This window comes from Maridesulfovibrio pacificus (SeqCode), assembly GCF_048612815.1.
In the GTDB taxonomy this organism is placed as follows: Bacteria; Desulfobacterota; Desulfovibrionia; order Desulfovibrionales; family Desulfovibrionaceae; genus Maridesulfovibrio; species Maridesulfovibrio pacificus.
Genome location: NZ_JBLZNE010000002.1, coordinates 84,828 through 109,947, shown reverse-complemented (window position 1 = coordinate 109,947; position 25,120 = coordinate 84,828). Strand labels below are relative to the sequence as shown.

21 protein-coding genes are annotated in these 25,120 nt (G+C 50.5%); 18 read left to right on the top strand and 3 right to left on the bottom strand.

The annotated features are described in order from the left end of the window. Positions 1–17: 17 nt before the first annotated feature. The gene (locus ACNI23_RS17895; protein WP_420250667.1) at positions 18–521 is read left to right on the top strand and encodes an FxsA family protein; all 504 of its coding nucleotides are present in this window, start codon (positions 18–20) and stop codon (positions 519–521) included. Between the two features lie 83 nt (positions 522–604). Here the strand turns inward: ACNI23_RS17895 and ACNI23_RS17890 are convergent, their stop codons facing one another. Further along, on the bottom strand, positions 605–1,327 hold the full coding sequence (locus tag ACNI23_RS17890; protein ID WP_420250666.1) for a septal ring lytic transglycosylase RlpA family protein: 723 nt from the start codon (positions 1,325–1,327) through the stop codon (positions 605–607). A gap of 111 nt (positions 1,328–1,438) precedes the next feature. Further along, the gene (locus ACNI23_RS17885) at positions 1,439–1,747 is read right to left on the bottom strand and encodes a hypothetical protein (protein WP_420250665.1); all 309 of its coding nucleotides are present in this window, start codon (positions 1,745–1,747) and stop codon (positions 1,439–1,441) included. A 39-nt stretch (positions 1,748–1,786) separates the two neighbouring features. Between ACNI23_RS17885 and rlmD the strand changes: the two genes are divergently transcribed. The 4 genes from rlmD (at position 1,787) to ACNI23_RS17865 (ending at position 9,034) form a co-directional block, all read left to right on the top strand. Continuing rightward, a complete protein-coding gene (gene rlmD / locus ACNI23_RS17880; protein ID WP_420250664.1) occupies positions 1,787–3,184 on the top strand; it encodes a 23S rRNA (uracil(1939)-C(5))-methyltransferase RlmD in 1,398 nt (465 codons plus the stop codon). A gap of 17 nt (positions 3,185–3,201) precedes the next feature. After that, entirely contained in the window at positions 3,202–7,122 is a 3,921-nt protein-coding gene (locus ACNI23_RS17875) for a class I adenylate cyclase domain-containing protein (protein WP_420250663.1), read from the top strand. Positions 7,123–7,179: 57 nt separating this feature from the next. Next, positions 7,180–8,424 (top strand): HD domain-containing protein, encoded by a 1,245-nt coding sequence (locus tag ACNI23_RS17870; RefSeq protein WP_420250662.1) that lies wholly within the window; start codon positions 7,180–7,182, stop codon positions 8,422–8,424. Positions 8,425–8,548: 124 nt separating this feature from the next. Further along, positions 8,549–9,034 (top strand): CBS domain-containing protein, encoded by a 486-nt coding sequence (locus tag ACNI23_RS17865; protein ID WP_420250661.1) that lies wholly within the window; start codon positions 8,549–8,551, stop codon positions 9,032–9,034. 114 nt (positions 9,035–9,148) lie between these two features. On the opposite strand, the gene ACNI23_RS17860 is transcribed toward ACNI23_RS17865, so the two are convergent. Next, positions 9,149–10,159 (bottom strand): HD-GYP domain-containing protein, encoded by a 1,011-nt coding sequence (locus ACNI23_RS17860; RefSeq protein WP_420250660.1) that lies wholly within the window; start codon positions 10,157–10,159, stop codon positions 9,149–9,151. Positions 10,160–10,594: 435 nt separating this feature from the next. On the opposite strand from ACNI23_RS17860, the gene mraZ reads away from it, so the two are divergent. From mraZ to ACNI23_RS17795, 13 genes are all read left to right on the top strand, one after another. Then, positions 10,595–11,044: a division/cell wall cluster transcriptional repressor MraZ gene (gene mraZ, locus ACNI23_RS17855; RefSeq protein WP_420250659.1), complete on the top strand. Its 450-nt coding sequence runs from the start codon at positions 10,595–10,597 to the stop codon at positions 11,042–11,044. 133 nt (positions 11,045–11,177) lie between these two features. After that, on the top strand, positions 11,178–12,152 hold the full coding sequence (gene rsmH / locus ACNI23_RS17850) for a 16S rRNA (cytosine(1402)-N(4))-methyltransferase RsmH (protein ID WP_420250658.1): 975 nt from the start codon (positions 11,178–11,180) through the stop codon (positions 12,150–12,152). Between the two features lie 5 nt (positions 12,153–12,157). Then, positions 12,158–12,445, top strand: coding sequence for a hypothetical protein (locus ACNI23_RS17845; RefSeq protein WP_015850583.1), 288 nt, complete (start codon positions 12,158–12,160; stop codon positions 12,443–12,445). A gap of 24 nt (positions 12,446–12,469) precedes the next feature. After that, a complete protein-coding gene (locus ACNI23_RS17840; protein WP_420250657.1) occupies positions 12,470–14,416 on the top strand; it encodes a penicillin-binding transpeptidase domain-containing protein in 1,947 nt (648 codons plus the stop codon). Positions 14,417–14,430: 14 nt separating this feature from the next. Continuing rightward, positions 14,431–15,891, top strand: coding sequence for a UDP-N-acetylmuramoyl-L-alanyl-D-glutamate--2,6-diaminopimelate ligase (locus ACNI23_RS17835; protein ID WP_420250656.1), 1,461 nt, complete (start codon positions 14,431–14,433; stop codon positions 15,889–15,891). After that, entirely contained in the window at positions 15,888–17,279 is a 1,392-nt protein-coding gene (locus ACNI23_RS17830) for a UDP-N-acetylmuramoyl-tripeptide--D-alanyl-D-alanine ligase (RefSeq protein ID WP_420250655.1), read from the top strand. Before ACNI23_RS17835 ends, ACNI23_RS17830 begins: the two co-directional genes overlap by 4 nt. Continuing rightward, a complete protein-coding gene (gene mraY / locus ACNI23_RS17825) occupies positions 17,276–18,355 on the top strand; it encodes a phospho-N-acetylmuramoyl-pentapeptide-transferase (RefSeq protein ID WP_420250654.1) in 1,080 nt (359 codons plus the stop codon). Before ACNI23_RS17830 ends, mraY begins: the two co-directional genes overlap by 4 nt. Positions 18,356–18,363: 8 nt before the next feature. Beyond that, positions 18,364–19,668 (top strand): UDP-N-acetylmuramoyl-L-alanine--D-glutamate ligase, encoded by a 1,305-nt coding sequence (murD, locus tag ACNI23_RS17820; RefSeq protein ID WP_420250653.1) that lies wholly within the window; start codon positions 18,364–18,366, stop codon positions 19,666–19,668. Continuing rightward, entirely contained in the window at positions 19,665–20,780 is a 1,116-nt protein-coding gene (gene ftsW, locus ACNI23_RS17815) for a putative lipid II flippase FtsW (RefSeq protein ID WP_420250652.1), read from the top strand. The genes murD and ftsW overlap by 4 nt, the downstream gene beginning before the upstream one ends. Continuing rightward, the gene (gene murG, locus ACNI23_RS17810) at positions 20,780–21,862 is read left to right on the top strand and encodes an undecaprenyldiphospho-muramoylpentapeptide beta-N-acetylglucosaminyltransferase (protein WP_420250651.1); all 1,083 of its coding nucleotides are present in this window, start codon (positions 20,780–20,782) and stop codon (positions 21,860–21,862) included. Before ftsW ends, murG begins: the two co-directional genes overlap by 1 nt. A gap of 53 nt (positions 21,863–21,915) precedes the next feature. Beyond that, positions 21,916–23,328, top strand: coding sequence for a UDP-N-acetylmuramate--L-alanine ligase (murC, locus tag ACNI23_RS17805; RefSeq protein ID WP_420250862.1), 1,413 nt, complete (start codon positions 21,916–21,918; stop codon positions 23,326–23,328). A 13-nt stretch (positions 23,329–23,341) separates the two neighbouring features. Next, on the top strand, positions 23,342–24,229 hold the full coding sequence (murB, locus tag ACNI23_RS17800; RefSeq protein WP_420250650.1) for a UDP-N-acetylmuramate dehydrogenase: 888 nt from the start codon (positions 23,342–23,344) through the stop codon (positions 24,227–24,229). Continuing rightward, entirely contained in the window at positions 24,226–25,080 is an 855-nt protein-coding gene (locus ACNI23_RS17795) for a cell division protein FtsQ/DivIB (RefSeq protein ID WP_420250649.1), read from the top strand. The genes murB and ACNI23_RS17795 overlap by 4 nt, the downstream gene beginning before the upstream one ends. The last annotated feature ends 40 nt before the right edge of the window (positions 25,081–25,120 follow it).

The following is a 25,120-nucleotide window of genomic DNA, read 5'->3' as shown; positions in this document are numbered from 1 at the left end:
TAAGCACGGGAGACTAAATGTTCGCTAAGATTTTTCTGGGTTTTGTCCTCATCCCCTTGATCGATCTCTATATTCTAGTTCAGATCGGCTCAAAAATCGGGACGCTCAATGCCATTGCCCTTTGTCTGCTGACCGCCTTTGTGGGTGCGGCTCTTGCCAAATCACAAGGCGTTGCCACCATGCAGAAGGTTCAGGAAAACCTCAACAGAGGGATTATGCCTGCCGAGGATATCCTCGATGCAGTATTGATCTTTCTGGCAGGTCTGGTACTGCTGACACCGGGATTCATGACAGACATATTCGGCCTGCTCATCCTCTTCCCTGTCACCAGAGGCTATTTCAAACGCATGCTGCGAGCCCAGTTTGAAAATATGAAGAACAACCCCAATATCCACGTGGTACATCACAATTCCGAGTTCACCGCATGGACCAATCAAGATCAGCCCAAAAGGCGTATTGATGACCACGACGTCATTGACGTTGAGGTTGAAGATAAGAAAAATGATAAGCCGTTGCAGTAAAGTCTGCATCCGCAAATTCTATAAAAAAAGTCCCGCAACACCTAAAGTGTTGCGGGACTTTTCATTTCATTATTCAAAAACGACTAATCCTGAATCACATCCGCCAAAATAAACGTCCCCGGAAACCCCTTACCAAGAGAGATGTGCGCTTTGCGTGCATTGGCTAAAGTCTTATACATGCCAAGCTGCACCTTAAAAATCTGGGCACTGTCGGTAACCACGCGTACGATGCGGGTGTTGTGGAATCCGGCTTTGTTAAGTCTTTCGATCAGACGGTCGGCATTAGCCTTAACCTTGTAAGCCCCGGCTTGGATGTAGAATGCGCCATAGAGTTTCTTGTACACAGGCTGAGGAGTTGTTGCGGCAACAGGCTGAGGTTCAGGTTCCGGGCGGTAGGGCTCGATGAGGACCTTGGCTTTACCGACATCAATAAAACCGAGTTCTTGAGCTGCAGCACGGGAGAGATCGATAATACGGTCAGGTACAAATGGGCCGCGATCGTTGATGATTACGGCTACTTTCTTTTTGTTGCTGAGGTTTGTGACATTCACCTTTACGCCCAGAGGCAGATAATTGTGAGCGGCGGTCATTCTTTCCATGTCATAGGGTTCACCGCTGGCAGTGAGCTTACCCTGAAACTTTTCCCCATACCATGAAGCCATGCCTTCTTCTTTATAGTCAGCAGGAATCACAATTGTTTCGGATACGGAAGCACCTTCCGTCCCGTTTTGAGCTTTATCCTGAGCAAAAGAAGGTACCGCAACCATCAGCAGCAAAAGCTGCACAAAGAAAATACATCTGATCATTTATCTCTCCTGCCGAATTTAGTACAATGCATGTTACCTTTATGCAGATTTCGGCTCGGTGGCAAGCATCAGTACAGACAAACAGCGAAGAAAGTGCGGAATGCGAGATACCTACAACTTTTTCATTTCGCGGCGATGCTTCTCCTTGTTATATTCACCAAGCTCATACATGCGAATTTTATTGCTTCGTGGGAACTCTCTTTTGAACAAGGTCTTCAACAGCTTTTTCATGCCCTTTAATGCGCATTGATGCTCGATTGTTTCATAACCGTCTTCGTAAATAATATACTCCTGCTCCCGAACATGTAAAATTAAGAGTGAACGGTTGCGTTTATAGGTGCGCAGGTCTATGCAATGCCTCACGGGAAGTTTTTTGAGCTTCCGCAAAACCGATTCAAGTGCTGTTGCTTTATCAATCATGGACCGAAGCGTACAGCGGTCAAAGGAGAACTGTCAAACATGAGTAATGATAACAAGCCCATCCGTAAGGGCGATATAATTGAAACCAAAATCGAATCACTGGCCTTTGGAGGCAAGGGCATCGGCCGCTATGATGGGCTGACCCTTTTTGTTGAAGGAATTGTACCGGGACAGACAGTTCGCTGCGAGATCACAAAGCTGAAAAAAAGATTCGCTGAAGCACGCCGCACTGAAGTTGTAAACCACGTGGACGATGAGCAAACCCCGTCCTGTGAGTATTTTGGTTCCTGCGGAGGCTGCCTGCATCAAGACATTAAATATCCTGCCCAGACTTTCTGGAAAGGAAAGCAGGTATGTGAAACTCTGGAACGCATCGGCAAGATCGGACCGGACACTCCGGGCATGGGTAAAGAAGCTTTGCCTTCGCCGCTTGAATACGGCTACCGCAACAAAATGGAATTTTCCTTCCACGGCATCGGAGATTACCTGAAGCTGGGATTCAAACGGCGTGGATCGGAAACAGATGTGCTGAATATCTCCAGCTGTCCGCTGCTCCCCAAACAATGTGCCGATATCCCGGCACTGGTCCGCGACTATTGTGCACGCACAAATATCGGAGCCTATCTCCATAATCGCGGCGGATACTGGCGCAAACTGGTAGTTCGTTTTTCCCATCACAGCGGAGAAATGATGATCCACATGCTTACCGGACCGGCCAGATCCCACCACACCATTAAGGGACTGGGGAAACTTCTCTTTGATAACATTCCGCAGTTGAAAAGCTTTGTGCACTCAACCCGCAAAGGACGCGCCGACCTCGCCACCGGAGAAAGGCTCATATCTGTGACCGGGCAGGAACATATCACTGAAACACTGACCCGCGCAGACGGCAGCGAAGTCAGCTACCGCATCACACCCAATGCCTTTTTCCAGACCAACTCTAAAGGAGCGGAAGTTCTTTACCGAAAAAGTGCAGAACTGGCTGAACCTAAAGCTGATGACGTTGTATGGGACCTTTTCTGCGGCTCCGGGGGCATAGGCATGTTCATGGCCAAGGATGTGGGTAAAATGATCGGCATTGAAGTCTCCGAGGAATCGGTTCAATCTGCGAAAGACAACGCCTCACTTAACGGGCTGGAAAATACGCAATACATTGTGGGCAACCTCGCATCCGAAAAAGGACTGCCTGAAGACCTGCCCCACCCGGATATGGTCATTGTGGACCCGCCACGTTCCGGTGTTCCCGATCCCTCTTTGCAGAAGCTGATAGAACTGGGACCGGAGAAAATTTTATACATTTCCTGCAACCCCTCCACATTGGCCCGCGATGCTGCAAAAATGGAAGGCAGGTACAAGCTCGAACGCTTTGCAGCGGTGGATATGTTTCCGCATACAGCCCATGTTGAATCCATCGCGCTGTTGACGAAAACGGGATAAACAGGTCAGGATATTTTATGGCTGAGACAGAAACACATGATACCCTGCTCGGAGAATTGCGCAGGCTGAATCTCTATCCCCCGGAAGAGCGTCAGCTTGCGGATTTGCGCTATAAAATAGAAGGCAAATTCAACAGAGAGCAGACTTCGCCGGATGCTGTGGAGTCTGCAAAATACGCCATGTTGTTTTACGGTCTCGGACTGAAAGCCATTGAGCTGGAAGCAGAACAAAGCGGTAAGATTTCATATGCTCCGGTCCCAGAGGATACCACCGAGGATATCTGCCTCGATTATCTGGCCCAGATGGGACCGTGCGGTAGAAATCTCGCCGCTTCTCTCATCTGCAATCGACTGCTTCCATTTTCCCGGGTAAAAAGCTGGTTCTCCCGACAGCCGATCAGCACCGCCATTGGAGTTGCCGACCGCATGCTGGTCATTCACGATGACGATGTTCCGGAAAGGATTAAATTTGCTGAATCCATCATTGAACATGCCCAAAAGATAGACCTGCATAATAGTGTTGATTTCTTCAACAAAAACGGAACCCGTAAAGGTCAGCTGACATTCAAATCATTGTCAAAATTCATTTCCGGGAACTACGGCAAGGAATGCCGCCGACACCTGCGTGAACCGGAAAGCCTTGATGAAATCTCTCTCTGTGCGGAAAGCATGCCCCCCTACCCAGACGGGGAAATGGTTACGGATATTTCATTCCACCTGAAAACCATGGACCCTATCATCATGGAAAAGGTGCTCCGTGCGGTGGAAAGGCTGGCCGACGAGATTGATGACGAACTCTTAAAGGAAATCATCCCACTGGCACAATCCCCTTCTCTGCCTCTGGCCAAGGCGGCAATGGATATTATCACCAAATTCGGCGGCAGCCGCCGGGGAAGGATTTTCGCCCAGATTTTCAATGAAGCTCCCAAGCTCCGTGCGGAACTGATCAACAGGGTTCCTCTGCTCAACAGCGAAAACTTGGCCCGCTTCATGAACGAAATTTCAGTGGGTTACCATACTCCGGTACTGGCTGTGCTTTTTTCGACAATCAGTGAAGAAGACCCGCAGTGCTTCGGCAACATTTTAAACAATGTCCTGAAAATATCGCGCAGCAAAAAGAAAAACAGCCTCAAGCCGGTGCTGGCCGGCATTATGGAAATCGACAGCCTTAGCGAGCCTGCTCGTCCTGAAATGCCGAAAGGTAAGAAAGTCCCCGGCGTGGATTTCATCAAACAGGGCGGTCCCATTGTACTGAACATTGAGAACAAAGAGCAGGAGAAGACTGGATTCAAACGCATTTTCGGCAAAGCAGTTACACAATCCGACGGCATGCCCGACATACATACCGACGGACAGATAACCAACCAACGGCTGCACAAACTCAATAAATGGAAAAGTCTCTCCCGTGGACTGACCATTCAGAATTCAATATTTTCCGCCTGCGAATTCAAAGAATCTTTTCTGGAAGAATGCATCTTTAAAAACTGTACTTTTGAAGGCTGTACTTTCAGCAATACAACTTTCCTGGAATCGGAATTCGAGAATTGCGATTTCAACAGCTGTTCCCTCGATGAGGCAACATTTTATGACTGCCAATTGAAAGACTGCAATTTCAGCACCTCACACTTAGATTCAGCAGTTACTTTTCTCAGTAATTTCAAAAACTGTACGTTCAATGCTGTTGCTGCGCCGGGAGCTTATTTCTGCCGGACACGATTTAGCGAAATAATCTTTCAAACCTGCGATCTGCGCGAAGCTTTCTTTTACAAAGTAGATGTCAAAGGATGTGACTTCGCTTTCTCGAACTTTGAAACAACCCTCTTCAAAGATTCAAACATCAGCTGTTCACATTTTGCGCAGTGCAATACCGGACGTTGCCGCGCAAGCAACGTGAAATCCGATTTACCGGAAATGCTCAAAGCAATGCAGCGCACATTTGCAGCAAAGCTCAGCAACAGGGAAAGGCATAAAAAAAGGTCTGCCGGTTTTGGAGAAATCAGTGAATATGGCCGGGGTGTTCTGCATAAAGCCATCAAACGCTGGTATGCGCTCAAGGATATTGAGCACTGCCACGTCTGCTTTGCCGAAAACAACAGCAGGAGGCTGGACTGGGCTCAATCTAAACTGGACAGCAAGGGCAAAAAGCTCCTGAAAATAATTCCCGCCCTGCTGCACACAAATGTGTTTGAAATCAAATCAGGGATGGACCCTCTGACCATGAGTTCAAGGGTTTGTAACTATGCGCTCTCTCCACAGGTCATCAAACTGCTGGATGAGTTTTTCCCGGACATAAGATATGAAACAGGTAAGGAATCATCCACTCCCATAGAAGCTTTCATGTCTATCGGCAGTACCGGAACCATAGCTCAAACCCCGGACTCCGACCTTGATTGCTGGGTATGCTGTAACTTTACAGGACGCTCCGCCGAAAGCAGGGAGAATTTGGGCGTTAAATTACAAGCCATTGAAAAATGGGCCTTGAACGAATTTGGCCTTGAAATTCATTTTTTCATCATGGATACCCGCGAAATCCGTGATAATCTTTTTGGACTAAGCGATGAAGAGAGCTCCGGCTCTGCACAAAGCGCCATACTCAAAGAAGAATTCTACCGCACAGCAGTGCTGCTGGCAGGCAAGCCTCCTCTATGGTGGTTCACCCCGCCCGAAGCCGGAGAAAAAGCATATACTGGCACAAAAAAGAAAGTCGCTTTACTCAAAGGCAAAAACTTTTGCGTAGACCTCGGAAATATCCCCAACATTCCTGTTGAGGAATTCTTCGGCGCCTCGCTTTGGCAGATTGTTAAAGGAATTAAAAGTCCTTTCAAATCAATCATGAAATTCGGCCTGCTTGAACTATATACTTCGGACAGCAAATATTCCCTGCTTTGCGAAAAACTTAAGAAAAACATTATCAGCGGTAAACGCAGAATCAGGCGGGTTGATCCTTATATGCGGCTCTATCAGGATCTCGCAAACTTTTACCGCACCAACGAAAACAATGAATACATCTGGCTCACTGCTATGGCCCTGCGCCTGAAATGCGGTCTTGTCAGTGAAAAAGAGATTCTCTCCACTCCGAGCAGAGCCGAAGAAATTGAATTAATCGATTTTACCATGAACCTGTCAGGAGAAGAGACCGGATCTTTTGAAAATTTCAAGGATCTCTCTGATTTCGGTTCCGTGGTTGAATTGGGCAGACGGGTGAACCAGTTTATGGTCAACACCTATATGAAGGTCCGCGGCGAGCAGGACAAGTTCCCCGGAGTCTCTATCACCCCCGAAGACCTGACCCGCTTGGGCAGGATCATTTTTTCAGCCTTTGCCAAGCGCACAAACAAAATCCTGCGCCTGTCTCTGCCCGGGCCCAGAACCCATTTTTTCAATTCCATCATTATTTCCCGCACCGAAGACGGAAAAATCTGGAACATTCACGGGGAATATCCTGACGAATCCGGTGCCAGAAATATCCTGACCCGCATTGAATCAGGGCCGGACCTCAACTTTATGCTGGTCTGGCTGGCCCTGAACGGTCTGTATAATCAGGATATGCAAATCAAGACAGATATCAGTTCCGGGCCGTTGCGGGAGCGTGAAATCAAAAAATTATTCAGCGAGCTGATGCGCTTTTTTCCTCCCAAGAAGACTTTCAGCGTGCCCATTGAAGAAACACTCAATGTGGAACGCCTGACAAAAGGCTTCTTTATCGTTAACCTGTGCGTTCCTCCTGAAAGTAAAAAAGTGCAGGAGGTGCATTTTGTCTACAGCACCAACTGGGGCGAGGTCTTTTGCAAACCGCTAAAAGTAACCATGAAGCTGGTTGAAAGCCCGGAGCAATACCTCAAGGAAGAATTGGGGGCTCTATGCCATGGAAATATTCAGCTGAACCAGTTTGTTCCGCAAAATGCAGAATGCCCGTATCTAAAAATTCCGGTAAATTAGAGACATATAACGACAGCCATCACGCCGGATATAATTACAGATAAAGGAAAAGCTCCAATGCCAATAATCCGCAAAAGCCTGCTCCAACTGATTTTTTCCGGTTCTTTCATGAAAAGGTGGAACGACAAGCTCCGCCCCATGGAAATGGTGGAAGTGGACAAGCAGGCTCATAAAATGATCGCCGCCTGGATTCTCTTTGTCCTTAACAGCGAGAAACTTGAAACACGGGAAAAGATTCGGCTGGGAAATGAAATCGTAGAGGGGGGCATATTTGAATACCTCTTTCGTATGGTCATTACCGACATCAAACCTCCGGTCTTCTACCGGATCAAAGAGAATCCCGAACACTACAGCAAGCTTTCCAAATGGGTTCTTAAGCAGCTTAGGCCCAGGCTCATGCCCTTGGGTAAGGATTTCCTGGAAAGACTCACCGACTACCACCTCAATCCTGACGACAATTCGCTTTCCCGCCAGATTCTTGATGCCTCGCACATGTACGCCAGTTACTCCGAGTTCAAGCTGCTCAAGCACCTCAACCAGATGGATGATGAGCTTGTTGGAATCGAACAGAGTTTCATTGACCGCTTGAAAGCATATTCCGGCCTTGATGGAGTAAACGAGCTTCTTCATTCCGAAACAACCCCGCTGGGCAGACTTGCCGACCTTTGCGGACGGTTACGCTTCCAGACACGCTGGTCCCAGACCCCGCGAGTCCCGGAAACCTCAGTTCTTGGACATGTATTCATCGTCGCTACGTTCGCATGGTTCTTCAGTCTGGAAAAAGGAGCCTGTCCCGCCAGACGGCAAAACAATTTCTTTACCGGTCTTTTCCACGATATGCCGGAATTGCTGACCAGGGATATTATCTCCCCGGTAAAAAAATCAGACCCCACTATCGGTGAGCTGATCCGAGAATATGAAGAGCAAGAGATGGAGCGACGGATCATGGCTCCGCTGAAAGAAAACGGCTACGATCAGATCGCTGACAGACTGGGCTATTTCCTCGGAGTGGAAACAGGGTCGGAATTCGATGCGGCAGCACTCATTGGCGGGTTCGCAAAAAAAATCAGCACAGAAGAACTGGATGCCCGCTATAACGATGATTCCTACGACCCCAAGGACGGAGAACTTCTTAAACTCTGCGATCATCTGGCTGCTTTCATGGAAGCATACAATGCACTGCAAAACGGGATCACTTCCCCGCAACTGCATCAGGCATACTGGCGCATCAGCCAGAGCTATATGGAAAATCCGGTAGTTGCCGGAATTCATGTGGGACCGCTGCTGGCTGACTTTGAATAATCCTGTTTTGCATGAATGGACGAAATATGGTTTAACTACTGTGAAGGATTAGAGTTTGCTGGCAAATCCAAAAGAATCAGACTTCTGACCGCTAACTTACATGATTGTGCAAAAGGAGAAATAGATGCTGCTGAGAAAAAGAGCTTGGGACATAATGAATGAAGAATTTTCCACTATTGAAGACTCTGCAAGCCTTGCCGAGGCAGTACGTACTCTCCGGGACAGTATGAAAGAGACCCCGGACAATCATATTGTGGTGGTAAAAAAGAAAAACGGTTCACTGCGCGGTGTCGTTTCCATCTGGACCTTGCTCAAGGCTGTGGAAGACATGGTACTTAAAGATGAAGACCTGACCCTGACCGAAGAAGCGGATTGGGACCGGGCATTCAAACGCGCCGGAACAGCCTGCTGCTCAGCATCGCTTGATGATCATATCGAAGAAGACGTGGTCATCCTTAAACCTACCGACCCCATGCTGGTGGTGCTTGAAATCTTCCGTAAAAAGAAAAGAACATGGGCGCTTGTGCAGGAAGGCGGAAACATCATCGGCGTGGTGCTGCTCAGTGATGCTTATCGCGAAGTTACCCGCGATCTGGTCCAGCAATTTTAATTAATAAGGGACTAAGCCCCTTTGGACTCCCTATTAATTCAGTTTTATTAAAAAACAAAACGGCCCTGTTTTCATGGCGAAAACAGGGCCGTTAACTTATTTCAGGAGCCAAAACTACTTCTTCAAAGTCATGGCCCAAGCTTGAATATTCTTAGTCACTTCCGGATCGTAAGCCTTATCCTGTGAAATCATCGCCGCAGCTTTCTGCGTATCAATGGCTTCAGCAAAAGGACGCTTGGTAATCATGGCGCAATATGAGTCAACTGCAGCGATAATGCGGCCCAGCTGGCTGATATCACGCCCTGATTTCTTCTGAGGGTATCCTTTACCATTAAGCTTTTCGTGATGCTCAATGACGCAAGCCTCTATTTCCTTATACTTAAGATCGAGCTTGGTAAGCATTTCGTAGCCGAGCATGGGGTGCTTATCCACTTTCTGGCGTTCGTCGGTGGTCAACGGCTTGGGCTTTTCACGGATAAACAAAGGGATCTTACTCATACCCAGATCATGCAGAAAAAAACCGGCAGTGAGTCTGTCAAAATGGTTCCGGCTGATATCACCGCTGGAAAAATTCTTACCCTTCATGCGGATAAAAATAGCAAGCGCCAATACGCCACAGTTCACGCTATGCTGCGCGAGGGTATGTTCTTTGTGCAGTCTTTTGGCAAGAGCCTTGATCCTGTATGGGTCATTCCATAGATATTCAGTGAGGACCATCAGGTCTGCCCAGAGCTTATCGGTAACAGCCGCGACCGGCTGGTCCAGAAACTCATTCATACGCATAGTCAGAGCTTCGATGAAAATGTCCGCAATCTCACTTTCCTTGAGGTTACGGTCGATAAGCACAAGGTCCAGCTGATAAGCAATGTGCTTTACATATACAGGATGGTCTTTACGGGAAACAAAGATAAATCCATCTTTTACCAATCCGGCCAGCTGCTCAATCTGTTCTTTGCTGAGCCGTCCCCCCACCTTATAGTAAGGTGCAATACGCCCCACATCTTCCATGAACATAAATATATCTAAAGGCGGCCTGAATTTGTTGAAGCTCTGAAGAATATCGGGGCTGATCTGGTAATATTCCTCGTTTAACCCCTCGGGAACATCCATTCTACTTGCACTCATATTTGAACCTTACCCTCATCACTTATAAACACCTGAAATAATTATATTTAGCATCATGCGGTCAGAACAAAATCCAAGATTCCCACTCACGCCCAAGCCCAAACGGACTCAAGCTGTAAAAAAACGTTTAAATCTTAGTTTTCAACTGCCCTATAGCACTCATATCCGTATTCGTGAAGTCTGTGTCCGACATGTTCCAATTTTTATCTATTATTTTAAAAAAAAAAGTAAACTTTTTTTCGCCATTTATTAATTCTTTCTAAGGTCCGTATATATAAGCTTTTAGAAGTAGTAAAATCCGCTTCAAGCATTGAAAACAGCCTGTTTGCAACCCTTTTATTTTAGAAGGGGGTCTTGACTTTTTCGCCATTTTCACACACAGGTGGTGAGACGGGGGGAATTGGTGGTAAATCTGTGTGATTGAGTGGTAGAAAAATGAAGTTCAGAGGTCATGCACATAGAAGCATGGATGCCAAAGGCAGACTGATGCTTACGCCGGAGTACCGGGATCAGGTTTATTCTGACTCCCCGGAAGGCTGCGTGACCTTGACTATTTTCGAAGGAAATATAGTCGGCTTCACACCACCGGACTGGGCGGTACTTGAAGAAAAACTCACAAGTATCAAGAGCCCCAGCCGGAAGCTCAGAAATTTCATCCGAATAATCATATCAGGTTCCGAAGAAGTAAGCCTTGATAAACAAGGCCGAATCACCATCCCTTCCTATTTGCGGAAAAGCGGTAAACTCGACAAGGATGTGGTCCTTGCCGGAGTCGGCGACAGATTTGAAATCTGGGATAAGCGGGAATACGAAGCCCTGCTTGAACAGGATTTTGATGATGTATCCGATGAGCTGGCTGAATGCGGAGTTGAACTCCCGTTCTAGCCTGTTTTCGCTATTCCGTCCCACTGACACAGTCACTGATTTATTAAACTTGATTTTCAAAACCGCCATTGGTTTGCCCCGCTCCCCCCAGAGTTAAGGCCTGAACCGTGAAACGTTTTTGGATCAGGAAATTATGGAAAGCAAGAAATTAATACCTGAAGAGGTCCACACTTCCGTCCTGCTGAATGAGGTCATTGAATGGCTGGCTCCCAAACCCGGAGGCCGCTACCTTGACGGTACCCTCGGCATGGCCGGGCATTCCAGCGCAATTTTAAAAATCGCTGGCGAAGGTGCAGAACTGGCCGGATTGGACCGCGATGAGCAGGCCCTTGAACTGGCAGGCGAACGTTTAGCCCCCTTCGGCGACCGTGCGCACAGATTCCATCTTGCTTTCAGTAAGTTTGAAGCAGCCCTCGATGAACTGGGCTGGGACACTGTTGACGGGGTAGTACTCGATCTCGGTGTTTCCTCCCTGCATCTGGACCACGCCGAGCGCGGATTCAGCTTCATCAAGGACGGACCGCTGGATATGCGCATGGACCCGGCAGGCGGAATGCCCCCGGCATCTTCCATTGTAAACAAAGGTTCATATTCCGACCTGAACAGAATTTTAAAACTGTACGGCGAAGAACCTCTGGCCTCCAAGATCACTAAGGCGATCATTGCGGCCCGGGAAGAAGAGAAAATTACCACCACCCTGCAGCTGGCCTCGATTGTGGAAAAAGCATACCCGGCCAAACGCAGGGCATTGTCACGGACCCACCCGGCGACAAAAACTTTTCAGGGCTTGCGCATTGCCGTGAACTCCGAACTGGAAGAGCTGAAAACTTTTCTGGACCGGATTCCGGACAGGCTCAGCCCCGGCGCAAGGGTAGCGATCATATCCTTCCATTCATTGGAAGACCGGATCGTGAAAAAGACCTTCAAAGCCCAGTCGCAAAGCTGTGACTGCCCGCCCATGCAGCCCATCTGCACCTGCGGGAAGGTCAAGCTGATGAACGTGCTGACCAGAAAACCTGTTCTTCCCACCGAAGAAGAGATGAAGGTCAACACCCGCAGCCGCAGCGCAAAACTCCGCGTAGCCGAAAGGACCGGAGAAGACGGGTAACAGCCATGAGTGATTCCAAGGGAATAGCCATGGCCATGGCCCTGACCATGGGATCGGCACTCATATTGGGGCTGGTTTCGGTCTGGCTGAACATCGAGCGGGTCGACAGGGCCTATGAGCTGCGGCGAATGGAAAAACGGCTCGATGAACAGGAAGCTCTGGCTGCAAAGCTGGAAGTAGAAAAAAACAATCTGCTCTCTCCCATAAGGTTGAGGGAGCTGGCAAAAGAATACGGTTTCGGACCGGCCTCGCAAGGGCAGATAAGAAGACCCGCGAACAAGGCGAAACCATAGCTGAAAAACAGGGAGCCCTAAACAATGGCTAAAAGGAAAAAAGAAAGCCTGAAGGCGAGCAGAAATAAGCTGCTCTTCGTCATGGTCCTTTTCGCCCTTGTATGGACGGGTCTCTTGGGCAGGGCGGCATGGCTGCAGCTGTTCAAGGGGGCTGATCTGTCACGCATGGTCTCCCGTCAGCATCTTGCCGCGGAACTGGAACGCGGAGAACGCGGTTCCATTTATGACCGCAACGGCAACCTGCTGGCAACCAGCGTTGAAGCTTCATCCGTGTACATCCGCCCGATCAAAGTTACCGATGTGGACGGCACGGCCTACAAGCTTTCAAAAATACTCGGCATCTCACAAGCGAAGCTGAGAAAAAAACTGTCCCGTAAGTCGAACTTCATCTGGATCAAACGGCAGATTAATGACCGCATTGCCCAGAAGATCGAACAGGCCAAATTACCCGGTGTATACCTGACCACGGAGTACATCAGGCTCTATCCCAACAACTACCTTGCAGGGCAACTGCTGGGTTTTTCCGGGATTGACGGTAACGGGCTTGAAGGACTGGAAAAAGAATTTAATGACCGCCTTGCAGGCCGCAAGGCGCAGTTTGTTGTGCAGCGTGATGCATCCGGCCGCAGGCTCTATCTTGATGCCATGGGCCGTGAAATGGATGTACGCGGCAAAGACATTCACCTGACCATTGATTCTCACCTGCAGTCAGTCACTGAAAATGCACTGGCTGACGCGGTTAAGAAATACAACGGCAAGTGGGGGTCAGCCATCGTTGTTGAAGTAGCATCCGGTGATGTTCTGGCTATGGCCAACTTCCCGCTCTTCAACCCCAATATTTTCCGCACCAGTTCCCCCAATATCTGGAGGAACCGTGCGGCTCTTGACGTTCACGAACCGGGTTCAACCTTCAAGCCCTTCCTCATGGCTGCGGCACTTGAACACAAGGTTGTAACTCCGGAAAAGCTCTTTGACTGCGAAAACGGCCGCTGGAAAATCAATGGTAAGTACATCAAGGACACCCATAAGGAAGGGTGGCTCCCGGTGCACAAAATACTTAGATATTCCAGCAATATCGGCTGCGCCAAGATCGGACTGGAACTGGGAGTACAGAACTACCATAAGTTCATCAGCGACCTCGGGTTCGGACACAGGACCGGGCTGCCGATTCCCGGTGACCGCAAAGGGATGATCCGCCCGGCTGCCAAATGGAACGAAATCGACCTGGCTGCCGGATCATTCGGACAGGGGATCGGTGTGACCACTGTGCAGATGGCAAAAGGCTTTTTGACCATTGCCAACAAAGGTGTTGAAAAACCGCTCAGATTGGTGCAATACCCCCGCTCCGACGAGCAAGATCAGCCTAAACGCATCTTCAGTGCGAACGTAGCTGAGAAAGTGCTCTCTATGATGCGTGAGGTTGTGCAGGACGACGGAACCGGACGTAAAGCCAGAATCAGCGGGACTACCGTTGCAGGAAAAACCGGAACCGCCCAGAAGGCACACAGTAAAGGCGGGTACGGCAAAGAATATATAGCCTCCTTTGTGGCTCTGGTTCCGGGATACAACCCGGACTACATCGTCTACATGATGGTAGATGATCCGAAACCGAACCACTATGGAAGCACAGTTGCTGCCCCGGCTGTTAAAAAGATCATGACTCAGACCCTTGCCTACTACGGCAAACTGCCTGAGCACCGGAAGCCAACTCCTGTTATGGCCGCCGGACAGACATTCACTGCGATGCCTAAAAAGGCGTTGCGTGCCACCCCGGCAAAGATAGCAGCTTCCGGGAATATGGTACCTGATTTGAAAGGAATGCCCATTCGCAGGGCAATTGAAATATTGGTCCAGAAAGGATTTGTCCCCAAACTGAAAGGACAGGGGATGAAAGTAACCAAACAACTGCCCGCCGCCGGAGCCAAATGGCCCGAGGACAAAAAGGCTGAAATGGTACTCTGGGTTTCTTAGTTAAAGGAAATTTTATGTCGAAAACAGTACTGAATAAAGCAAAATGGGACGCACTTCTCGCCAAGGTTAGCGAGGGGTTGATGGTCCAGTCAGATTCACGGGAAGTCCGCGAAGGTGATGTTTTTGTCGCCATTTCCGGTCCTCTTAGTGACGGTGCTGATTTCGTGCCTCAGGCACTTGAGAAAGGTGCCGCTTACATTGTTTGCGAAAAAGAAATTGAAACCGGTTCTGCTGAGCTCATACCCCACCCATCCCCCCGTGAAGCTCTGGGAGAACTGGCAATGACCTATTTCAAGACCGCAGACAGCAAGATCAAGCTGGTGGGCATAACCGGAACAAACGGCAAGACCACCACCACTTACCTGATCGAACAACTGCTTTCTTCCGCAGGGATCAAAGTAGGCGTGCTCGGTACAGTCAGCTATCGCTGGCCCGGATACGAACAGGAAGCACCGCTGACAACCCCCGGTTGCTGGCAACTGCACGAAATGCTCGCCAAAATGGATGATGCAGGTGTTCAAGTAGCGGTCATGGAAGTTTCATCCCATGCCCTGCATCAGAACCGTGTTTGCGGTCTTAAATTCGATGCTGCTGTAATCACCAACGTCACTCAGGACCACCTCGATTACCACGGGGATATGGAAGAATACTTCAAGGCAAAATGCATGCTCTTCCAGCATTATCCCAGCGCACTCAAACGAGGCATCATCAACTTTGATGATCCTTTCGGCAGACGTCTGCTGGAATGCTACTCCCCGGCAATCGGTTACGGCATGGACGCTTCCTGCGCCACTGGCTGCAAATCCCTGTGCGGAGAAATGGTTTCCTGCACCGGTGACGGCATGCGCTTAAAAATGACCTGCGACGGTGAACAGTGGGAAATCGAAACAGACCTTATCGGTAAGTTCAACGGTTCCAACCTGCTCGCAGCACAGGCCATCGGTCTGCACATGGGCCTAACTCCCAAGCAGATGGATGTTTTCAAAGAGTTTGACGGTGTTCCCGGCAGGCTCGAACGGGTCCGCAATGATCAGGGACTCAATATTTTCGTGGACTATGCCCACACCCCGGATGCGCTGGATAACGTCCTGCGTACCCTGAAAGACCTTGATTTCAACAGGGTTATCACTGTGTTCGGCTGCGGCGGAGACCGCGACCGGGCCAAACGTCCGCTGATGGCTGAAGCAGCCTGCCGCTATTCCGATGTGGCTGTGCTGACCTCGGACAACCCGCGCACCGAAGATCCCATGCAGATCATCGATGATGCTCGGACCGGACTAAAAGGCTGTGACCACGTCATCGAAGAGGTTGATCGTGCCGAGGCGATTCGCAAAGCGGTTGCGGAAATGACCAAGGATGACGTGCTGCTCATCGCAGGCAAAGGACACGAAACTTACCAGATTATCGGTACGGAAAAGCGGGACTTCAGCGACAGCGAAGAAGTCCTAAAGGCAATTAAGGAGATATACGGTTGAAGCTGACCTTATGTGAACTCGAAGAACAGCTCATGGGGAGCAGCGATCTACCCTCTGCGGCAGACATCGAAATCGCAGCCGTGCGCATTGACAGCAGGCTTGTGAAAAAAGGTGATGTCTTCTTCTGCATTGAAGGGGATAATTTCGACGGCCACAACTTTGTCCAGCAGGCTTTTGATGCTGGGGCAGTTGCGGTTGTTGTTTCCCAGTTCATGCCCGAATTTGAGGGCAAACCGACTATCATGGTCAAAGACACCGTACAGGCTCTTGGCCGTGTTGCCGCATATTGGCGTATGAAATCCAATGCCCGCATGATTGCCGTTACCGGTTCAGCCGGAAAGACCACGGTCAAGGAAATGCTTGCCCATGTGCTTTCAGGTTCCGGCTCCGTACATAAAAATTTCATGAATCTGAACAACCAGCTCGGACTGCCCCTGTCCATGCTCGAAGCAACAGGCGAAGAGACATACTGGGTCATGGAACTGGGCATCAGTCTGCCCCATGATATGGGCGAACTTGGCCCCATTGCCCAGCCCGACATGGCAATTGTTCACAACATCGGGCCCGCACACCTTGAAGGACTCGGATCACTGGAAAATGTGGCAGACCAAAAATCGTCACTTTTCAAATACATCCGCCCCGAAGGTAAGGCCCTGTGCTGCAAAGATCACGGACTGCTCTGGAATGCAGCGAATAAAATATCCAAGCCTGTTCCGTTTTCTTCGCAGGATGAGAATGCAGAGTACTACAGCACCCTGCTACACACCCTGCCTGACGGTTCCGGAAGATTCCTGATCAAGGCAGGCGAAGAAACAGCGGAAGTTATTCTGCCCACCTGCGGTTCCCATTTTGCGGAAAATGCGGCAGCGGTAACTTGCGCCGCCCACCAGTTGGGAATGGATTTGACCGAGATTGCGGAACGTCTGGCAACAGTAGAGCTGCCCAAGCAGCGCTTCCACTGCCACACCCACGGCAAATGGACACTTATCGATGATTCATACAATGCCAACCCGCTGTCCATGAGCCGGGCCATCGAGACTGCCAAACGCATTGCCGATGACAGGCCGCTGGTTCTGGTACTCGGAGATATGCTGGAACTTGGCGAAGAAGCTGGATGTGCACATTGCGACCTCGGCAGCAAGATTGCCGAAACCAGGCCGGACGCAACATTCTATCACGGAAAGCACTACTCAGAGGTGGCCTCCCAGACTAACGGGTCCACCTTGGTTCCGGTGAAACAGCCTATCGAATTTCTGAATGGAATACATGAACTGGGTCTCAGTGACGCGGTGGTCCTCTTTAAAGGGTCGAGGTCCTGCCACATGGAAGATTACTTCTATGCACTGAACAATGACATCAACGGGGAGAACGAAGGAGACAAAGCATGATCTATCATTTTCTAGTTCCCCTGAGCGCGCAAATCGGAGCACTGAATGTATTCCGTTATATCACTTTCCGCTCCATCTATGCGCTGCTGACCGCACTGGTTATCACCATTGTGCTCGGCCCCATGATGATGCGCTGGCTGCAGAAGATCAAATGCGGACAGTACATTCAGGATGAAGTCGGCGAACTGCACAAATGCAAGGCCGGAACCCCTACAATGGGCGGACTGCTGCTCGGATTCGGCGTGCTGGTTTCCACCCTGCTCTGGGCTGACCTGACCAACATCTATGTCTGGCTGACCATGCTGGTCTTTGCCGGATTCGGTCTGGTCGGTTTTGTGGATGACTACACAAAGATCCGTGGCAAACAGAACAAGGGGATATCCCCCAAAGCCAAGCTTCTCGGACAGTTACTGGTAGCCGGAACAGCTGTCGGGCTGCTGATTATGCAGCCTGCTTACTCAACTGAACTGGCAGTGCCGTTCTTCAAGAATTTTACCCCGAACCTTGGCTGGATGTATCTGCCGTTTGCACTGCTGGTCATGATCGGAGCATCCAACGGGGTTAACTTAACAGACGGACTGGACGGACTGGCTATCGGGCCTTCCATCACCAGTGCCACCTGTTATGCATTTTTTATCTACATTGCCGGTCATATCGGCATGGCAAACTACCTCAACGTTCCGCATGTTCCGGGCGTTGGAGAGGTTACAGTCTTCTGCGGTGCACTGGTCGGCGCAGGGCTTGGATTCCTCTGGTACAACGCCTATCCGGCCCAGCTTTTCATGGGCGATGTAGGTTCCCTTAGCATCGGCGGCGTGCTCGGTTTCATCGCCGTACTCTGCAAGCAGGAATTACTGCTGATCATCGTTGGCGGAGTCTTCGTATTCGAGACCATCTCGGTGATCATGCAGGTCAGTTATTTCAAGGTCAGCGGCGGCAAGCGAATTTTCCGCATGGCACCGTTGCACCACCATTTTGAACACAAGGGAGTACCGGAATCAAAGATCGTAATCAGGTTCTGGATCATCTCCATTTTAATGGCTCTTATGGCCTTAAGTACCTTGAAGATCAGGTAAAGGATGTTATGGACAGCGCATTTGTAGAACAGGTCACCTCGACCCGCATGTTCACCGGAAGGCTGGCAGTTGTCGCCGGAGCCGGAAGATCAGGTCTTGCCGCAGCAAAACTGTTGCACAAGCTCAAGGCCACCGTGCGCATTGTGGACAGTAATGAAGACCTGACCAAAGACATCCTTGAAGGTCTCGGCCCGGACGCCCAGCTAATGACCGGACCGTTCTGCGAAGAACAGTTTGCCGGAGCAGATGTGATAGTCGCCAGCCCCGGAATCCCGGCTCGCAATATCGCTCCGTTTATCGGCAACCTTCCGGAACGGGCCATCATTTCCGAGCTGGAACTGGCCTCATGGTTTGCCAATGAGCCCAAGATCGCCATCACCGGAACCAACGGCAAGACAACTACCACCGCGCTTATTAAGCACATTCTGGAAGATTCCGGCAGAACTGTATTCGCCGGAGCCAACTACGGAACTCCCCTTTCCGAATTCATCTACGAAGACGGAAAAGCTGACGTACTGGTTCTCGAAGTATCCAGCTTCCAGCTCCAGAACTGCCGCTTATTCAGACCGCTGGCAGCCATCCTGCTCAACATCTCGCCCAACCACCTCAACTACCATGAGGACATGGACGAGTATCTGCAGGCCAAGCTGAAAATTTTCGAACGTCAGAGTGAAGACGAACTGGCGATCCTGCCCGCAGATATGAAGGGAGAACTTGATCCGGCAAGCTTTACCAAAGCCGAGGTAAAATGGTTTGACGGTTCGACTTTTGAAGAACAGCCCAACCTTCCCGGCAAGCACAACTGCCTCAATATTGAAGCTGCCTGGCTTGCACTGGATAAGATTGGACTGACCCGCGAAGAATTTGAAGCAGGACTGAAAACTTTTGTCGGAAAACCGCACCGTATTCAAGATATCGGATCGGTGGACGGCGTTCGCTTCATTAATGATTCCAAGGGCACCAACCTTGACGCGGTCCGCGCAGCACTGAACAGCTTTGACGGCCCGGTCCGTTTGCTGCTGGGCGGTGTTTTCAAGGGTGGCGACGTAAAGGAAATCATTCCTGCCATGCGCGGCAAGGTTGCCGAAGTCGGGCTTTTCGGAGCTGGACGCGAGCACTTCGAACCTGCGCTCAAGGATGAATTCAAAATTTCATGGCACGAGAACCTTGAAAAGGCTGTGCGTGCTCTTTTTGCAAATTCCAAAGCAGGCGACACAATCCTGCTTTCCCCGGCAACTGCAAGCTTTGACGCTTACACCGGGTACCCTGCCAGAGGCGATGATTTTAAACGGATCATGGAGGAACTGTCTTGAATAAGAAAAAGAACCTCTCCGGTAAACCTGAGCGCTTAGATTACTGGCTGCTGGCCGCGGCATTGCTGCTGGCCTGCTTCGGACTGATGATGGTCCTTTCCGCCAGTGGAATCATGGCCGAGCGTTTCTTTGACGATAAATACCTCTTCTTCAAGAAGCAGGCGATATTTCTCGTGATCGGAACCTGCATGATGTACATCTGCTCCCGTTTGCCCAAAGGCTTTTTCTACAACATGGTCTATGTCTGGCTAATGGCTGCCTTCGTGCTCCTGCTGCTTTGCGATTTCTCACCGCTATCGGTAGCGGCCGGTGGAGCAAAGCGCTGGATCGCCTTGGGACCCCTGCGTATTCAGCCGCTGGAATTCTGCAAACCTGCGCTGGTGCTTTATCTGGCTTACTTTTTCTCACGTAAGCAGGAACTGATTAAAACCTTCAGCGTAGGCTTTCTGCCGCCATTTGCTATTACCGGCGCGCTCTGCCTGCTGCTCATGATGCAGCCGGACTTCGGCGGCTCGGTCTTTTTGTGCATGATCTTATTTTTTATGAGTCTCGTGGGCGGAACCAGAATCAGCTATCTGCTGACTTCACTGATTTTCGCAGGTGGAGCGGGCTATATGCTTATTACCAGTTCCCCATACAGACTTAAACGCATGACCGCGTTCATTGACCCCTTCAAGTCCGCACACGAGGAAGGCTACCAGCTGGTGCAGTCCCTGTATGCTTTCGGTTCGGGGAATATCTTCGGTCAGGGACTGGGTGCAGGTAAGCAGAAACTTTTCTTCCTCCCCGAAGCACACAACGACTTCATCATGGCTGTTGTGGGTGAGGAACTGGGCTTTCTCGGCGTACTGGCCGTTTTTGCCGTAATCGGTTTCCTTGTCTGGCGCGGATTCAAAATCGCGCTGGCACAGGATGATCTGCAGGACCGTTTCACCGCATACGGACTTACCATCATGCTGGCTCTGGGCTTCTGCCTCAACCTCGCGGTGGTAATGGGAACCGTACCGCCCAAGGGCGTACCCATGCCTTTCGTCAGCTACGGTGGATCAAGCTTGATGATCTCCTGCATCTGCATAGGCATCCTCCTCAATCTTTCAAGGGGGAAAGTCTGATGAAACGCATTGTCCTGACCACCGGCGGCACCGGGGGACACGTTTTCCCCGCACTGGCCGTTGCCCATGAGATCAAAAACCGTTTCCCGCAATGCGAGATTCTCTTTCTCGGCGGCAAAGGACCGGAACGGGAAATGGTCGAGAGGGCTGGAATCCCCTTTAAAGGGCTTCCGGCAAAAGGAGTTCTGGGCGGCGGCATCAAAAAAGTTTTCAGTTCGCTCTGGATTGTATCTGCAATGATCATGGCACTGAAGGAAATTGCTTCTTTCAAGCCTGATGCAGTTATCGGATTCGGCGGATACGCCGGATTCTGTCCGGTACTGGCAGCATGGCTGCTTGGTGTACCCACAGCAATCCACGAACAGAACAGCGTTCCCGGAGTGACCAACCGTATTCTGGGCAAGGTTGTAAAAAGAGTTTTCGCCTCCTTTAAGGATAGGAACGGATCTTTCCCCGCAGCAAAAACCGTTGTGGTGGGTAATCCGGTCCGTAAAGAGATAATCGACTCCGGCAACTGTGCGGATAAAAAGACAGTTCTGGTCTTCGGTGGAAGTCAGGGCGCGGCGGCCATTAACGATGCCATCATCGATGGACTTGCCAAACTCAAAGAAGCAGGCATCAGTCTGCGCCACCAGACCGGGAAAGCTGATTTTGAAAAAGTCCGCAAGGGTTACGAGCAGAACGGCATGGATACCGAAAAGGTTTCCCCGTTTATACACAACATGGGCGAAGCATATGCCGAAGCTTCACTCGTTGTATGCAGAGCCGGAGCATCCACTGTTTTCGAAGTAGCGGCAGCGGGCAAGCCAGCCATCTTTATCCCGTTTCCGTACGCCACCCACGACCACCAGACCGGGAACGCCCGTTCTCTGGCTGATCTGGGAGCGGCAGAACTCATTCCGCAAGCAGAACTTGGCGGAAACAGGCTGGCCGATGAAATTATTAAACTGATTGCGGATCAGGACAGGCTGAAAGGCATGGGAAGTAAGGCTCTTTCATTTGCCCGTACTGATGCGGCCTCCGCTATCGTGGAAGGCGTTGGAGATATTATTAGAATGAAAACAGTGAGAGGTGCAGCATGATCGCAGCAGAAGGACCGAGTGTACCTTTAGTAACGGACACCGCATGTCCCATCATGCGCAGCAGAGTTGGCAACATCCACATGATCGGTATCGGCGGCTCTGGCATGAGCGGCATTGCCGAAGTATTGATCAACATGGGCTTTACCGTGACCGGTTCCGATCTGGCTGCCGGAGCACCCGTGAAACGTCTGCTCAAAATGGGAGCGCAGGTCTTCATCGGGCATGGCGCGGACAATGTTAATGACGCCGACGTAGTGGTCAAGTCCACAGCAATTTCTGATGACAACCCGGAGTTGGTAAAAGCCCGCGAACTTGGGATTCCCATCATCCCCAGAGCGGAGATGCTGGCCGAACTCATGCGTCTGCGTACAGGTATCGCAGTTGCAGGAACCCACGGCAAGACAACTACCACCTCTCTGCTGGCAACAATTTTCACTGAAGCCGAACTGGACCCCACAGTTATCATCGGCGGCAGGCTGAACACCTTCGGCAGTAACGCCCGCCTTGGCGACGGACAGTTTCTCATCGCCGAAGCGGATGAATCCGACGGATCATTCCTCTGCCTCGCGCCGATCATCACTGTGGTGACCAACGTGGATAAGGACCATCTTGATTTCTACGGCGGTCAGGATGCAATTGATGAATCATTCCGCAAATTCATGAACTCCATTCCTTTCTATGGAATGAACGTTGTTTGCGGTGATGATCCGGGCGTGCAAAGGCTGCTGCCCTCCATCAAACGTCCCTGCATGACCTACGGCTTGAACAAGGGCAACAGACTACGCGGTGAAATCCTGTCCTGCGAAGTTCGCTCCCTGTTCAAAGTCTATCTTGATGAAGAACTTCTGGGTGAAGTTTCTCTGGCTCAGCCGGGCAAGCACAATGTGCTTAACGCTCTGGGAGCCATCGGAGTTTCCCTTGAAGCAGGACTTGACCCTAAAGTAATCCTAGCCGGTCTCTCCAACTTCATGGGCGTGGGCCGAAGATTTGAGAAGAAAGGCGAATCCAAAGGCATCCTCGTGGTGGACGATTACGGTCACCATCCGGCAGAAATTCAGGCGACCATTGAAACCGCCAAGTCCTGCTTCCCTCAGCGCAGGCTGGTAGTGGCTTTCCAGCCGCACAGGTTTACCCGCACACAGGCCCTGTTCGGCGAATTCTGCAAGACCTTTGAAAAAGCCGATGAACTGCTGCTGACTGAAATCTACCCCGCATCAGAAGATCCTATTCCGGGTGTAAACGGAATGTCTCTGGCGCAGGGTATCAGACAGGTCAGTGACACCAAGGTCCGCTTTTACCCGGACTTTGAAATGATGCAGAACGAACTGCCCAATATCCTCAAACCCGGTGACCTTTTCATCACTCAGGGTGCTGGATCGATCTACACCGTGGGCGAAAAGTTTTTGAAATATCTGGAAGAGGACGGCGAAAAAGTTCTCAAGCCGGAAGAAATAACAGCTTTATAACGGAAACGTATATATGACACTGGAATTGCTTCATAAACCGAGCATGGCACAGCTCACCTCACTTGGCATTGGCGGAAACGCCCGTGTTCTGGCAAAGGTGCGCGATGAAGCCGGTCTGGATGAACTTTCCCGCTTTGTTGAGCGCGAAGGTTCCGACCTGCTTGCCATCGGTGAAGGTAGCAACATGCTCGCCGGGGACGGGGAACTGAACCTCGCCCTTGTGCAGGTGGCCTGCGAACGAAAGGCCGAAGCGCAGATGACCGGTACCAGCGTGCTGGCTCCTGCAGACATGCGTTTGCCGGGGCTGCTTTCAGTGCTCATTAAAAACGGTCTTTCCGGCATGGAAGGTCTGGCAGGAATTCCCGGTTCAGTCGGCGGTTCCATTGCCATGAATGCCGGATCATACGGTACCGATATGCAGGCTTCCGTTAAGCGGGTTCGAATCTGGACTCCTTCCAAAGGACTCTTCTGGAAGGAAGCAACAGAATTGGAATGGGGCTACCGCCACTTTTCCATTGATCCCAAGAATCAGAACGAAGACAAATTCTTTCTGGTCTGGGAAGTCGAATTCGAACTTTCGCAGTCCACAGAAGAAGAAGTCCGGGTACGGATCAAAGAAACTTTTGAAAAGAAAAAAGCCACCCAGCCTGTCACTGCCAAGACAGCCGGGTGCGTTTTCAAGAATCCGGAAGGACACAGCGCGGGCAAGCTGCTCGACGATGCCGGATTCAGAGGCAGAAACCTCGGCGGTATGGGCTTTTCTGAAATGCACGCCAACTTCCTTGAAAACAAGGGTGGCGGTACCGCAGTTCAGGCACTGGAACTCATGTCGCAGGCAACCGAAGTCGTGGCTGAAAAATTCGGCGTCACTTTAAAGCCGGAGGTCATAATACTGTTATGAGCGTAGCAGGACTGAACAAAAGCAGGCTGAACCTGAGTAAATCAGGCAAAAAAACGGCCAGCCGCAACAAGACCAAGAAACGCAAGAATACTTCGCAGCCAATTGGTGGAATGTTAGCCGCTCTGGTGCGTAAGCTTTGCATTTCCGGAGCCTGCCTGCTGGTACTGGCTATTGTCGGCATAGGCTGCCTGGCCGGTTACCGCTGGGTCACCGCCCTGCCCTACTTTGCATTGCAGGACATCAAGGTCAGCGGGAATCATCGCTTGAGTTACGGTGAAATCCTGAACATTGCAGATGTGAACCTGAACAAGAACAGTCTTGCCGTTAACATCAGCGAAGTGGAAAGCAGGCTCAGCGACAATCTCTGGATCAAATCCGCAGCGGTCAGAAGGCAGCTTCCCGCAAAGATGCAGATTCATATTCGCGAGAAGAAACCCCGCTTTATGGTCCGCCACAATGACGCTCTTTATTACTGCGACAGCAACGGCGAACTTATTGCTCCGGTAGCTCCAGGCAAGTTCAGCTCCCTGCCGTTTCTGAATATTGAGTCTGAAGCCATGGACAAGGCGGACATTCTGCCGGAGTTCATGAACATGCTCAGCAAACGTGAGCTGCCATTTGATCCGGGCCAGATTGCCTGGATTGATATCAAAGGCGGCAACCGCATGGAAATTTTTATGGACAGGCTCGGCCTTACGGTGCTGCTGGGCCTGGACAACTGGCAAGAACAGCTTTCACACCTGAACACAGTTTGGAAAGACCTCAAGAATAGGGGGGAGTTCAGGGACGTGGCAGTCATTTCAACCGGGAAAAACAGGGTCTGGGTTGAAAAACGCAGTTCCGGGAAATGATTGCCGCAAACGGCAATACCCCGAATTTATAAGGATGATG